A 13,989-nucleotide genomic window follows, 5' to 3' on the forward strand; every position below is an offset into this window, starting at 1 on the left:
CGGATTACTGACGGGCACCCCCTGATCCCTGGCTTTCCGGGGGCCAGGGGTGCTCGAATCAATGCGTGAACTCGGAACAACCGATGGCATCGGAACCAGAGCCGGGCGGCACCCCCATAGGGCGGCGGCTCCTGCTCGGCACCCTCGGACTCGGCGCTCTGGGCGTGGCCGCCGCGCCCACGCTCCAGCGCGGCCTCGAGTCCTTCCTCGGCGGGGCCGCGGACAAGGACCCCACCGGACTGACCGGCCTCCTGCCCAACGGCGGCGGCTTCCGCTACTACTCGGTCACCTCGTCCGTCCCGAAGAAGGGCGAGGACGACTACCGCCTCACCATCGACGGGCTGGTGGACCGTCCCACCACGTACACGCTCGACGAGCTGCGCGCCCTGCCGCAGACCCGGATGGTCCGCGACGTCCAGTGCGTCACGGGCTGGCGAGTGCCGGACACGCCCTTCGAAGGCGTACGGCTGTCGCGGTTGCTGGACGCGGCCGGGGTGCGGTCCTCGGCCGGAGCGGTGCGCTTCACATGCTTCGACGGTGCGTACTCGGAGAGCCTGACACTGTCCCAGGCCCGCCGCGACGACGTCCTCGTCGCCCTCCGTATGCAGGACAAGGGCCTGTCCCACTCCCATGGCGGCCCCGTCCGCCTCTATGTCGCCCCCATGTACTTCTACAAGTCCGCGAAGTGGCTCTCCGGCATCACCCTCACGTCGGACGTCCGTCCTGGCTACTGGGAGAAGCGCGGTTACGACGTGGACGCGTGGGTGGGACGCTCGAACGGACGTGACGATGAAGTCACCTGAGACTCCGTCGGCGGCTGGGTCGGCGGCTGGTTCGGCGCGACCGGCCGATCCGGTTCACCCCGACGAGCCCGCCGTCTCTGCCGTCTCCGGCGGCTCCGCGCGGGTGCGGCGGTTCAGTCGGGGTGAGCGTTGGGTGCACCGAGCGACGGCTGTGTTGATGGGGCTGTGCGTGGTGACTGCCGCCTGCCTGTACGTGCCCCAGCTGGCGGAACTGGTCGGGCGCCGTGCACTGGTGGTCGTGGTGCATGAGTGGTCTGGACTGTTGCTGCCGGTTCCGGTGCTGGTGGGGCTCGCCTCCCGCGCGTTCCGCGCGGACCTGCGGTTGCTGAACCGGTTCGGGGCGCATGACCGCGTGTGGCTGCGGTCGGCTCTGCGGCGTGACGCCCACGGCGCCTCGCGTCCGGCCGGCAAGTTCAACGCGGGTCAGAAGACGTACGCGGCGTGGATCGCCGGGGCGACGCTGGTGATGCTCGGTACGGGGCTGATGATGTGGTTCACGCACCTCACACCACTCGTCTGGCGCACGAGCGCCACGTTCGTCCACGACTGGCTGGCCCTGACGATCGGCATCGTCCTGGCCGGACACATCGGCATGGCACTGGCGGATCCGGAGGCGCGGCGGGGGATGCGGACGGGGTCGGTGAGCAGGGAGTGGGCAAAGCGGGAGCATTCGCTTTGGCGCCCGTAGTGGGGTGCGGTTTGTCGGGTGCGGGTGCGGGTGCGGGTGCGGGTGCGGGTCGGGGCCGTGGGCCGGTGCGTCAGTCCGTCGCAGGCCGGGCATACGGCCCGGTGTCGGTACACGTGCGGGGTGACCTGAGACAGAACCTGAGCGACGGGCATACGACGCACCGCCCCACGTCCCCTCCCGCCGGTTGGAGACTGCGGGCAGTCGCGGGTACCGGCTTTCCCGGGGCACGTGCCCTTCCGGGGCGCGTGCTTTCTCCGGGCGCGGGGGGTCGCAGGCTTTGGTTTTTCAGTAGTCCGGTCGCCTGACGGCGACACCCAGTGATCTTGTAAATCGATGGCGACAGAGCCTTGTTGACCTTGGACGCCATCTATTTACGATTCAGGGGCGCGGGGCTGTGACATCAGCGGCTCCGCCGCGGGGCGCGACCAGCCACAACGCAACCGCAGCCGCGACACGCAGTGTCACCCCACCCCCTGGCGGGGGCTGGGGGCGCAGCCCCCAGTTTCGGGAAGGGGCGGGGCTGGGGAAAGAAAACCCGCCCCCACCCGAGGTGTCGAACCCCGCTAAATAACGAGCGACAACAGCAACACCACACCCCCGGCGACCACCGAGATGATGGTCTCCATCACCGACCACGTTTTGATCGTCTGGCCGACATCGAGGCCGAAGTACTCCTTCACCAGCCAGAACCCGGCATCGTTCACATGGCTGAAGAACAGCGAACCCGCCCCGATCGCCAGCACCAGCAAAGACGCGTGCGCAGTCGACATATCGGCCGCAAGCGGCGCGACAAGCCCGGCGGCCGAGATCGTGGCGACGGTGGCGGACCCGGTCGCCAGCCGGATCGCCACCGCGATCAGCCAGGCGAGGAGCAGCGCGGGTATCGACCAGTCCTCGGATATGTCCAGGATCATCTGACCCACACCGGAGTCGATCAGCGTCTGCTTGAAACCGCCACCCGCGCCGACGATGAGCAGGATGCCCGCGATCGGACCGAGGGACTTCTCGACCGTCGTAGAGATCCGGTCCTTGGTGAAGCCGGCCGCCCGGCCGAGGGTGAAGATGCCGACGACCACGGCCGCGAGCAACGCGATCAGCGGGGAGCCGATCACGTCGAAGACGCGCTGCACCGTGTTCTCGGGATCGTCGATGACGATGTCCACCAGGGCCTTGGCCAGCATCAGCACGACCGGCAGCAGCACGGTGGCGATGGTGACGCCGAAGCCGGGACGCTTCTCCAGATCGTCGGAGGTGCGCTGGGGGATCATCTTCTCGGGGGCGGGGACGTCCACCCAGCGGGCCGCGTACTTCGAGAACATCGGGCCTGCGATGACCACGGTCGGTATGGCGACGAGCAGGCCGAGGGCGAGGGTGACACCGAGGTCCGCCTTCACGGTGTCGATCGCGACCAACGGGCCGGGGTGCGGCGGGATCAGACCGTGCATCACGGACAGCCCCGCGAGGGCAGGGATACCGATCCGCATCAGCGAGTAGTTGCCGCGCTTGGCCACCATCAGGACGACCGGGATCAGCAGCACGATGCCGACCTCGAAGAACAGCGGCAGCCCGATCACCGAGGCGATCAGCACCATCGCCCACGGCATCGAACGTCCGCCCGCCTTCGCGAGGATCGTGTCGACGATCTGGTCCGCGCCGCCGGAGTCCGCGAGCAGCTTGCCGAGGATGGCACCGAGGGCGATGAGGACACCGACGCCGGCGACCGTCGAGCCGAGGCCTGCGCTGAAACTGGTGATGGCCTTGTCGAGCGGCGCCCCGGCGATGGCGCCCAGCGCCAGCGTCCCGATGGTCAGCGCGAGAAAGGCGTGCAGCTTGAACTTGGTGATGAGCAGGACGATGACGGCGATGCCCGCCAGAACGGCGATGCCCAGCTGCGCGTGACCCGCCGAGGTGATCGGCTCGACGGGGTCCGCTGCCAGCATCTCGACACTGAGACTGGTCACGGTGCTCTTCCTTGAATGGCTTGGGGGGAGGGGGAGTTACTGCTCGGGGGAGTTCCCGGAGCGTTACTGGGCGAGGGAGTTACCGGTCGAGGTCCTGAAGAGCGGTCACAGCCCGCTCGGCGATCTCCTCCGGACTGCCGGAGACGTCCACGGCGACACCCGCCTCGTCCGCCTCGAGCGGCTGGAGGGTGGCGAACTGGGAGTCCAGCAGCGCCGTCGGCATGAAGTGCCCCTTACGGTGCGCCATCCGGTCCTCGATGAGTTTGCGGTCACCCGTGAGATGGACGAAGACGACGCCGGGCGCGGAGGCCCGCAAGCGGTCGCGGTAACTCCGTTTCAGCGCCGAGCAGCTGACCACCCCGCCGAGACCGGCCCGCTCGTGCGCCCACCGGCCGATGGCGTCCAGCCAGGGCCTGCGGTCCTCGTCGGTGAGCGGCGTACCGGCCGACATCTTGGCGATGTTGGCCTCGGGGTGGAAGTCGTCGCCCTCGGCGTACGGCACGCCGAGCCGGTCGGCGATGGGGGGCCCGACGGTGGTCTTGCCGGTGCCTGCGACGCCCATGACCACGACGACATGGGGGAACCGCGGTTGATTCATCGTGTTCTCGCTGTCTTCTTCTTTGTCATCGGATGGCTGACATCGAGCAGTCGGCATCGACGGGTGGACATCGAGCGTTCGATGTCGGGTGCCGCATCCGTGCACGACACTGAAACTCATTGGTCATACGAATTCAAGAGTCTGTGGCATAAAAGTCTGACTTTTTCTCCGCGTGGGCCGCCTCGTAGGCTGAACCCCATGAGCACACCGGGCCGGGGGCTGCACGGCCATGTACTGGAGAGCCTCGGTCCTGCCATCACCGCGGGTGAGTACCCGCCGGGCAGCGTGCTGCGCACCGACGAGCTGGCGCAGCGCTTCGAGGTGTCGCGGTCGGTGATGCGGGAGGCCGTACGGGTCCTGGAGTCGATGCACCTGGTCGAGTCCCGTCGCCGGGTCGGCGTGACGGTGCTCCCCACCTCCGAGTGGAACGTCTACGATCCGCAGGTCATCCGGTGGCGTCTCGCGGGCGCCGACCGCCCGCGCCAGCTGCGCTCGCTCACCGTGCTGCGCTCCGCCGTCGAACCGGTCGCCGCGGGCCTGGCCGCCCAGCACGCCACGGCCGAAGAGTGCGCCGAACTCACCGAGTGCGCCCTGGGCATGGTCGCCACCTCACGCGGCCACCAGCTCGAGAAGTACCTCTTCCACGACATCGCCTTCCACCGGGTCATCCTCAACGCGTCCCGCAACGAGATGTTCGCCCGTCTCGGCGACGTCGTCGCAGAGGTCTTGACGGGCCGCACCCACCACCAGGTCATGTTCTGGGACCCCGACCCGGCCGCCGTCACCCTGCACGTCAAGCTCGCCGAGGCGGTACGGGAGCGCGACGCGGCCCGCGCCGAGGAGCTGACCCGCGAGATCGCGGTGGGCGCCCTCCAGGAGCTGGACATACTGGCGCCCTGAGCCCGCCTACTCGAGGAACTCCCCGTCGACGTACACCCACGCCCCGTCGACCCGCTCGAACCGGCTCCGCTCCTGCAGCGAGCCACCAGCGTACGAGGCCCGGAAGGTCACGGTCCCGGCGCTGTGGAACGCCGACCCCTCACCCGTACCGAGAATCTCCAGCCCGGTCCACCGCATCCCAGGGTCGAACTCCACGCGCGCCGGCCGGGTCCGCGGATGCCAGGTCCGCAGCAGGTACGCCTCGTCGCGCCGCACGAACGCGCAGTACCGCGACCGCATCAGCGCCTCGGCAGTCGCCGCCCCTTGAGCACCCGAGTGCAGGCGACCACAACACCTCTCGTACGCCGCGCCGAGGCCGCAGGGGCACGCACCGGCATCCGCCGCAAGACCACGCGACCGCTGCCGAGAACCACGTCGGGACATGGCCCCATTGTGCCCGGGCCCCGCCTGGGGCTGCGCCCCAGGCCCCGCCAAGGGGTGGGTGGTGACACTTCGTGTCGCGGCTGCGGGTGCGTCGTGGCTGGTCGCGCAGTTCCCCGCGCCCCTAAAAGCAAAAGCCTGCGGCTCCCCCGCGACCGGAAGGGGCCAGCGCCCAGAGCAAGCCCGCGTCCCGGAAGGCAGCCGCGGCCCGGAAAAGCCAGTCCCCGGAGGGAGCCCGCACCCCCAACTACCCGCAGCTTCCCTCCGGCGGGAGGGGACGTGGGCCGGTGCGTCGTATGTCCGTCGCTTAGGTTCTGTCTCGGAGAACCAGGGCCTTGTACCAGGCCAGGGTCGTATGCCCCGCCTGCGACGGACTGACGCACCGGCCCGCGGCCCCGCACCCCAACGATCCCAGGGGCGCGGGGAACTGCGCGACCAGCCACAACGGAGCCGCACCCGACAACGAACCCAACTGCTCAACCGCCGGAGGCACCCGGCGGGTACGGCGGACGAGCCGGAATAACCACGCCGGAGGCGGACGGCAGCGGCGGAAGCGCCGTCTCGTGCAGCCACGCCGCGAACAGGTCGTCCAGCGAATCGGACGCATACCGCGCGACGTGCCGCTTGAACGACTCCGTCGTCACCGCCCCACCCCGATGCAGCGCCGCCCAAGCGCGCAGCATCCGGAAGAACGCCTCGTCACCCAATGCACAGCGCACAGCGTGCAGCACCAGCCCGCCACGCTCGTAAAGCCGGTCGTCGAACATCAACTTGCGCCCCGGGTCCGCCAGTTGAAGGTCCTGCGGCATCCCGGCCAGCTTCCGGTGCGCCAAAGCGGCGAGTGCCTGCGCACTGCGCCCGCCCGACCGCTCCGACCAGAGCCACTCCGCGTACTTCGCGAACCCTTCGTTCAGCCAGATGTGCCGCCAGTCGGCGATGCTCACGCTGTTGCCGAACCACTGGTGTGCCAGCTCGTGCGCGACAAGGCGCTCCGAACCCCGCCCCCCGTCCACGTGGTTGGCGCCGAACAGGGACAACCCCTGCGCCTCCACGGGGACGTCCAGCTCCTCCTCGGTGACGACGACCGCGTACTCACCGAACGGATACGGGCCGAAGACCTCCTCGAACAGCTCCATCATCGCGGGCTGCCGCGCGAAGTCCCGGGAGAACGGGGTGAGCAGATGCGCCGGGATGTGCCCGGCCTGCGGCACACCGCCGAGGCCCGGGTCGCCGAGCAGCACCGTCTGGTACTTGCCGATGGACAGCCCGACCAGGTAGCTGGAGGTGGGCGCCGACTGCTCGTAGACCCAGGTGGTCGTCGAGGCCTTCGTCGTCCGGGTCAGCAGCCGGCCGCCCGCCACGACCGAGTACGCGGACGGCGTGGTGATCGACAGCTGGTACGAGGCCTTGTCGGCGGGCCGGTCGTTGCACGGGTACCAGGACGGCGCCCCGACCGGCTGGCTGGCGACCAGCGCCCCGTCCTCCAGCTCCTCCCAGCCGAGCCCGCCCCAGGGGCTGCGTACCGGCTTGGGATTGCCCGACCAGTGCACCTCCACCGTGAAGGCGGCCCCGGCCCGGATCGGCTTCGCCGGGCGGATACGGAGCCGGCCGCCGCGGTGTGTGTAGTGCGACGCCCGGCCGTCGACCCGGACCCGGCCCACCTTGAAGTCGGCGAGGTTCAACAGGAACTCGGCGAGCGGTGCCCGGCCGGCTATGGCGTTGAGCCGGGCGGTGCCGGACAGCCGGTTGGGGCCGGGACGGTAGTCCAGGGCGAGTTCGTACCGGTGCACCCGGTAGCGGGCATCCCCGTTCGCCGGGAAGTACGGGTCCGCTCCCACTGTCCGCTGAACCACTGCTGTGTCCGCTCCCTGCCCTGTGCTCGTACGACATGCCGGTGCCCCCGCCCCGGGCGCCGTACGGGCGGCGCCTAGGAACGCCATGCTTCGATCGGGTTGCCCAGCCAACGGGTGTCGTCGGGAACGGATTCCGCCGCCATGACGAGGGATGCGGGTCCCAGTGTGCTGCGCGCCCCGACGGTGCTGCCGGGCAGAACGATTCCGCCCGGGCCCAGGGTGGCGCCCTCACGGAGGACCACAGTATCCGTCCGCAAGATCCGGTCGTGGAAGAGGTGGGTCTGCAGGACGCAGCCGCGGTTCACGGTGGCGGCGTCCTCAAGGGTCACCAGGTCCGTCTCGGGCAGCCAGTAGCTCTCCACCCACACGCCCTTGCCGATCCGGGCGCCGAGCCCGCGCAGCCACAGCGACATCAGCGGCGTACCGGGCACGGAACCGGCCAGCCACGGCACGGCCACCACCTCGACGAAGGTGTCGGCGAGCTCGTTGCGCCACACGAAGCCGCTCCACAGCGGGTGTTCACCGGTCCGGTGCCGGCCCACGAGCAGCCACTTCGCGACGATCGACAGCACGGCGGCAGCCGCACCGGCAGCCAGCAGCACCACACCGGCGAGAGCCCAGGCCCAAGCCCCCAGCACGCTCAGCGCGGCCACCGTCACCACGGCCAGCGCAGCCGAGCAGAACACCGGGACGATCCGGCACAGCTCGACCAGAGCGCGCGCCCACAGCAGCCGGGCGGGCGGGTCGTACGTACGGCTCTGATCGCCGTCACTCGTCGCCCGCGGCAGCTTCACCGGCGGCAGCCCCAGATACGAGCTGCCCTTCTTCGCCTTCTTCGGCGTCGCGGACAGTACGCCCACCAGACCACCGTCCGGCACGGAGCGGCCCGGCGCGGTCATCCCGGAGTTGCCGAGGAAGGCACGGCGGCCGATCTCCGCCCGCCCGATCTGCATCCAGCCGCCCCCGAGCTCGTACGGAGCGGTCAGTGTGTCGTCCGCGAGGAACGCGCCCTCGCCGACCGTCGTGAGGCTGGGCAGCGCGAGGACGGTGGACACCTCGGCGCCCCGCCCGATCTTCATCCCGAGCAGCCGCAACCACACCGGCGTGACCAGCCCGGCGTACAGCGGGAACAGAGTCTCGCGGGAGCGGTCCATCAGCTGCGTGACCGTCCAGGCCTGCCAGCCGATCCGGCTGTGCGTGGGATGCGTCCCCGGACGCAGGCCCAGACTGAGCAGCCGTACGGAGATCAGCAGGAGCAGCGCATACGTGAAACCGAAGGTCAGCGTCGCCGGCACCAGCGCGAGCGCGGCGCCCCGCAGGGCCCCGCCGAGCCCGGCGTCCGGCGAGACGAAGAGGCTCGCCACGAGGAGGGCGGCAAGGCCCGCGACCAGCGGCAGCGCGTTCAGGGCGAACCCGGTCGCGCCGTACATCACACGCCAGTACGTCCCCTTCCGCGGGCGCTCCTTGGGCCAGTCCCGCTTCGCCTTGCCTAGCTTGACGGCGGGCGCGCCCGCCCAGCGCTGACCGGTGGGGATGTGCCCCGAGACGGCGGAACCGGGGGCCACTTCGGCCCGCTTGCCGACGCGGGCGCCCGGGAAGAGCATGCCGCGGGTGCCGACCACCGCGCCGGCGCCCACCTTGACGGGGCCGATCTCCAGGCGGTCGCCGTCCAGCCAGTGCCCGGACAGGTCCACCTCGGACTCGACGGCGGCACCGCGGCCGAGCTTGAGCATGCCGGTCACCGGCGGCAGCGAGTGCAGATCCACATCGGGGCCGATCTTGCCGCCGAGCGCCCGCGCGTACCGCTCCAGCCAGGACCCGGTCAGCGAGGTCGCACCGCTGAACTCGGCGAGCCGCTCCGCCGTCCACAGCCGCAGATGCACGCTCCCGCCGCGGGGATACCGGCCGGGCTTCACTCCGCGCAGGAGCAGCCGGGCACCGCCCGCGGCGATCGCGAGCCGCCCCGGAGGACTGAAGAGCACGACGGCTCCCGCCGCCACGAGCCACCAGTTGGCGGTCGGCGCCCACGGGTAGGGGCCGAACCAGTGCAGCACGTTGCCGAGCGCGGTCAGCGCCACCGTCCAGCGCAGCCCGAGGATCATGAACAGCGGGACCAGCAGAAGCAGTTGAACGACTTTGGCCCGCAGCGGCACCGGCGCGATCTCGCGGGCGGCGCCGTCGCCCTGCGCGGACTTCTCCAGATGCCGGGCCAGCTTGCGCAGCACGGGGTGCTGATAGAGGTCGACCACGGCGGCGCTGGGGTAGCGGGTGCGCAGCCTGGTGGTGAGCTGGGCGGCGGCCAGGCTGCTGCCACCGATCGCGAAGAAGTCGTCCCGCGCGCCGCCCACCGGGATGCCGAGCACCTCGCTCCACTGCTCGGCGAGCCAGGCCTCGGTGCCGTACAGCTGCTCGGCGGGGCCACCGGTCTCCATGCCTTCGAGCGGCCACGGCAGCGCGTTCCGGTCGACCTTGCCGGACGTACGCGTCGGCAGCTCGTCGACGGGCGCGAGCAACGGCACCAGGGCCGCGGGCAGTTCGGCACGCAGCTTCTCGACGGCCGCCGCGTGGTCCCAGCCGTCCTGCGTCACCACATAGCCGACGAGCAGCTGGTTGCCGCTGCGCGCGCTGCGCACGGCGGCAGCCGCGCCCTGGACACCCGGGAGGGCCTGCAACGCGGCGTCCACCTCGCCCAGCTCGATCCGCCGCCCGCCGAGCTTGATCTGTTCGTCGGCCCGCCCGAGGAAGACCAGCCCCTCCGGCTCGGCCTTGACCAGGTCACCGCTGCGGTACGCACGCTTCCAGCCCAACGACTCCAGCGGGGCGTACTTCTCCGCGTCCTTCTCCGGGTCGAGATAGCGGGCAAGGCCAACCCCGCCGATCACCAGCTCACCGCTGCCGCCCATCGGCACGGGCTCCCCGGCCTCGTCGACGACGGCCAGTTCCCAGCCGTTCAGCGGCAGCCCGATCCGGATCGGCTCCTCGCCGCTCATCAGCGAGGCACAGGCGACGACGGTGGCCTCGGTCGGCCCGTACGTGTTCCAGACCTCGCGTCCCTCGGTCACGAGCCGCTGGACCAGCTCGGGCGGGCAGGCCTCGCCGCCGAAGATCAGCAGCCGGACGTCGTTGAGGGCCTCCGGCTCCCACAGGGCGGCCAGCGTCGGCACCGTGGACACCACGGTGATCTCCTGCTCCACCAGCCAGGGCCCGAGATCGGCACCGCTGCGCACCTGGGAACGCGGCACGGGCACCAGACAGGCCCCGCACCGCCAGGCCAGCCACATCTCCTCGCAGGACGCGTCGAAGGCGACGGACAGCCCGGCCATGACCCGGTCGCCGGGCCCGATCGGCTCCTCGGTGAGGAACAGCCCGGCCTCGGCGTCCACAAAGGCGGCGGCGCTGCGGTGACTGACGGCGACGCCCTTGGGCTTCCCGGTCGAGCCGGAGGTGAAGATGATCCAGGCGTCGTGCTCGGTACCGGGCCGCGCGGCGGGCGTCTCGCTCTTCTCACCGACGGTCAGCTGGTGCCCGGCCCCGACGACCGCCCGCACTCCGGCCTCGCCGAACACCAACTCGGCGCGCTCGTCGGGGTCTTCGGCGTCCACGGGCACATAGGCGGCGCCTGCGGCCAGTACGGCGAGGATGGCGACGTACAGGTCATTGGTCCCGGAGGGGACGCGTACGCCGACCCGGTCGCCGAGGCCGACCCCGGCGGTGCTCAGGCGCCGCCGCAGGTTCTCGACCTCGACGGCCAGCGCCCGGTACGTCAGGGGGCGGGTCCCGTCGTCCAGAGCGAGCTCGTCCGGGTACGAGCGGACGGAGGCCTCGAAGACGTCGACAAGAGTGCGGGGCGAGGTCGCGGGGCCCGCGGAGAAACGTGCCGTATCGCCGAACTGTTCGCGGATCTCTGCGTCGAGCACACCGAGAGCACTGCTCTCGTGTATGGCTGCCATCGCGTCCTCGCCTCTCGTTCCCGGAAACCTCCGGGGCGCTGGCGGGCCCGCAGGTCTGCCTGGGGTTGTCCGGCTCCAGCTCCGTAACAAGCCGGAAATCTTAGTACGACTCTGGACTCACCCCTTACGGGCGGCCATACGGGAGGTCCGTTCGGGGCTGCCCATCGAAGGTCCCCACACGCCGTGACCTCGCGATCTGCCCCTCGGACGAGAGATCGACCACACATCGACCGAGGCCGGAGATCCGATGAGTAACTAAGCACATCAATATGGGTACATTGCTTTTAAATTGGGCGTATCCAGCTAATTTTCCCCTCGTTGGGGAGTGCATGGCGACGATGAGCCCGCAGGGCACGGTGACGGCATGAGCGGTTACTGGCCCCAGCCCGAGGACGGGTTGGACAGCACTGGATATCAGTCGGGCTCCTTCGGAGCGGACGTGCTCGACCCCACGGTCCCCGAAGGCCTGCACACCGAGTGGGACTTCGACCAGGACCTGACCCGGCTGCTCCAGACCGGTGCACCCGTCGCACCCGTCCCCACGGCGCCCCCGATCCCGCGCAAACGCGGTGCCCGTCGGCGGCCCAGCAGGCTGGTGCGGTGCGCCCGTTGGTTCCAGAGGCCGTGGCTGAAGGTGCTGAGCCTGTCCATCGCGGCACTGACCGCGGTGATCGTGGCCATGGTGAGCGTGCTCGGCGCGCTGGTCGCCTACGACCCGCTCCGTCGTGTGGCCTCCCCGGGGGCCCATGGGCTGGCGGCATGGTGGCCGCTGCTGGTCTACGGGCCGTGGCTGGTGGCCTCGTTGTCCATCCTGCGAGCCGCGCTGCACCGCCGCCGCGCCGCGCACTCCTGGGCCGTGGTGCTGCTCTTCTCCGCCGTCGCGATGTGCCTGTGCGTCGCCCACGCCCCCAAGACGCCGATCGCGATGGCGGTGGCGGCCCTACCGCCGGTCACCGCCCTGCTCTCCTTCCAGCAGCTCGTCCGCCAGCTCACGCTCACCACTCCCGCCAAGCCGGTCCTGCCCCGCCAGCGGCGCGCCGGACGGCACGCCACCGACTGAAAGCGGACCAGCGAGATCGAACTGGGCGCTGCTCGAGGGGGTAGAAGGGAGGCAGTACCCGAGGTGAGGATGGACGCGATGTACAGGATTCCTCGCTGGGTCGTCCAGGCGATCGGCCTGCTCGCCGCGCTGGCGATGCTGCTGTGGCTGGCGACCTTGCTGGTGGAGAACTTCTGAGGCGGCGGCCTCGCGCTGGCTCGGCCGTGGCGGTCACGAGAGCTGTGCCCAGTTCAGGTCGGCCAGGGTGAGGCGCGACCCGCCGGGCCGAAACGTGAAGAGAATGTCGAGCAGCCGCGAACTCACGCTGCGGCCGGGCTGACTCGTGCGCGGCATCACTCCCCCGCTCCAGGGTGAGGCCGCCGAAGAGTGATGTCCATTGAACGCTGAATGACGAGGGCCGTGCCAAGCTGCTCCACCCGGTGGACGCGGTGGAGTGGCAGACCTGGGCCAACCCGGAGTTCCTGCAGTTCGACACCGGCCTCCGCCTGGAGTTCCAGCCACCCGATGTCCGAAAGAAGGCCCTCGCACTGGTCGAGGCATCGCTGAGCCCCGACGGCTTCCGTCTGGTGCACGACATGATGCTGATCAACGGCTTCCTCGGCGAGGTCGTGGGGCTGGAGACCATCCTCAACGAGTTCAGCTACAACTTCGCCCTCTACGGCAGCCCCGACGCCGAAGCGCCGTGGGGCTGGCAGCTGTTCGGCCACCACTGCGCCGTCCACTGTCTGGTCGTGGAGGGGCGCATGGTCGTCAGTCCCGTCTTCCTCGGCGCCGAACCCAACGAGATCGACGAGGGCCCTCATGCGGGCAGGCCGGTGTTCACCGATCGGATCCGGCTCGGCACGGACCTGATGGCCGCGCTGCCGTCGGACCTTCGCGCCGCCGCGACCGTGTACCGGCGGATGGTCGACCCCGGGATGCCGCCCGGCCGTATTCACCCCGGCGACGAACGGCATCTCGCCGGCGCCTTCCAGGACAACCGGGTGATCCCCCTCGAGGGCATCCGTGCGGCGGACATGCCCGAGCAGGCCCGGCAGATCCTCCTGCAGATCGCAGAGTCGTTCGTGTCCCTGCTGACCGACGGCCCGCGCGCGGCCCGGATGCGCGAGATCCGCGACCACCTCGACGCGACCTGGTTCAGCTGGATCGGCGGACACGAGGTCGGCGACGTCTTCTACCACCGCCTCCAGTCGCCGGTGCTCATCGCCGAACTCGACCACCACTGCGGCGTCTTCCTCGACTACGACACCCTGCAGCCGTTCCACATCCACACCGTGCTGCGCACTCCGCACGGCAACGACTACGGCCGCGCCCACGTGCGAGCCTGGCAGGCGCGGAACGGCTGAGCAGAGACAGGCGGTGCATCCGCCACAGCGGTTCCTCATCCCTTGCCGTCGCCGATGTCAGTGACCGCCCTGCCGTTCGTGGCGAAGGTGTACGCCTCGGTCACCTCGGCGGCACCCGTCAACGTTCCGTACTCGGCCTGGTACACCTTGCCTTCCTGGCCCTCCTACCTCGGGCACATCGAGCTTCTCGCCGTTGAGGGACAGGCCCGCCCGGCCGCCGCCCAGGTGGTCGCCCGGCGCCGCCCTGCCCCACTACCAGCGTGGGACGTCTGGAATCAACCCGCTGCTCGTCGCGACGTGATGGGCCGGCCGCGCTGACGTCCCCGGGTGAGTCAACTCGCCCACTCCCTGTGCTGCGAGTCATACCTCTATCACCTCCAGCAATTTACTAGGACGTCCTAGTATCTCAA

General features: G+C 70.3%; 11 protein-coding genes. 5 read left to right on the top strand and 6 right to left on the bottom strand.

What is annotated here, in order from left to right; genetic code table 11:
- The first annotated feature begins 83 nt into the window (after positions 1-83).
- On the top strand, positions 84-803 hold the full coding sequence (locus ABD357_RS26350) for a molybdopterin-dependent oxidoreductase (protein ID WP_344393432.1): 720 nt from the start codon (positions 84-86) through the stop codon (positions 801-803).
- Positions 790-1,491, top strand: coding sequence for a cytochrome b/b6 domain-containing protein (locus ABD357_RS26355; protein ID WP_425585013.1), 702 nt, complete (start codon positions 790-792; stop codon positions 1,489-1,491). Before ABD357_RS26350 ends, ABD357_RS26355 begins: the two co-directional genes overlap by 14 nt.
- 563 nt (positions 1,492-2,054) lie before the next feature.
- On the opposite strand, the gene ABD357_RS26360 is transcribed toward ABD357_RS26355, so the two are convergent.
- Together ABD357_RS26360 and ABD357_RS26365 are read right to left on the bottom strand one after the other, a co-directional pair.
- Positions 2,055-3,452 carry a GntT/GntP/DsdX family permease gene (locus tag ABD357_RS26360; RefSeq protein WP_344393433.1) on the bottom strand — a complete coding sequence of 466 codons (1,398 nt, stop codon included), beginning with the start codon at positions 3,450-3,452 and terminating at the stop codon, positions 2,055-2,057.
- Between the two features lie 79 nt (positions 3,453-3,531).
- Positions 3,532-4,050, bottom strand: a complete 519-nt coding sequence (locus ABD357_RS26365) for a gluconokinase (RefSeq protein WP_344393434.1) — start codon at positions 4,048-4,050, stop codon at positions 3,532-3,534.
- A gap of 198 nt (positions 4,051-4,248) precedes the next feature.
- Between ABD357_RS26365 and ABD357_RS26370 the strand changes: the two genes are divergently transcribed.
- Positions 4,249-4,950: a FadR/GntR family transcriptional regulator gene (locus tag ABD357_RS26370; protein WP_344393436.1), complete on the top strand. Its 702-nt coding sequence runs from the start codon at positions 4,249-4,251 to the stop codon at positions 4,948-4,950.
- Between the two features lie 6 nt (positions 4,951-4,956).
- On the opposite strand, the gene ABD357_RS26375 is transcribed toward ABD357_RS26370, so the two are convergent.
- From ABD357_RS26375 to ABD357_RS26385, 3 genes are all read right to left on the bottom strand, one after another.
- Positions 4,957-5,373 (bottom strand): YchJ family protein, encoded by a 417-nt coding sequence (locus ABD357_RS26375; protein ID WP_344393437.1) that lies wholly within the window; start codon positions 5,371-5,373, stop codon positions 4,957-4,959.
- Positions 5,374-5,846: 473 nt separating this feature from the next.
- Positions 5,847-7,208 (bottom strand): M1 family metallopeptidase, encoded by a 1,362-nt coding sequence (locus ABD357_RS26380; RefSeq protein WP_344393649.1) that lies wholly within the window; start codon positions 7,206-7,208, stop codon positions 5,847-5,849.
- Between the two features lie 89 nt (positions 7,209-7,297).
- The gene (locus ABD357_RS26385) at positions 7,298-11,173 is read right to left on the bottom strand and encodes a Pls/PosA family non-ribosomal peptide synthetase (RefSeq protein ID WP_344393439.1); all 3,876 of its coding nucleotides are present in this window, start codon (positions 11,171-11,173) and stop codon (positions 7,298-7,300) included.
- 364 nt (positions 11,174-11,537) lie between these two features.
- Here ABD357_RS26385 and ABD357_RS26390 point away from each other — a divergent pair, with 364 nt between their 5' ends.
- Positions 11,538-12,233 (top strand): DUF2637 domain-containing protein, encoded by a 696-nt coding sequence (locus ABD357_RS26390; RefSeq protein ID WP_344393441.1) that lies wholly within the window; start codon positions 11,538-11,540, stop codon positions 12,231-12,233.
- A gap of 210 nt (positions 12,234-12,443) precedes the next feature.
- Here ABD357_RS26390 and ABD357_RS26395 read toward each other — a convergent pair whose 3' ends face one another.
- Positions 12,444-12,566, bottom strand: coding sequence for a hypothetical protein (locus tag ABD357_RS26395; protein WP_344393442.1), 123 nt, complete (start codon positions 12,564-12,566; stop codon positions 12,444-12,446).
- Positions 12,567-12,616: 50 nt separating this feature from the next.
- Between ABD357_RS26395 and ABD357_RS26400 the strand changes: the two genes are divergently transcribed.
- Positions 12,617-13,579 (top strand): DUF3500 domain-containing protein, encoded by a 963-nt coding sequence (locus tag ABD357_RS26400; protein WP_344393650.1) that lies wholly within the window; start codon positions 12,617-12,619, stop codon positions 13,577-13,579.
- The last annotated feature ends 410 nt before the right edge of the window (positions 13,580-13,989 follow it).

Source organism: Streptomyces vastus (assembly GCF_039532825.1).
GTDB lineage: Bacteria > Actinomycetota > Actinomycetes > Streptomycetales > Streptomycetaceae > Streptomyces > Streptomyces vastus.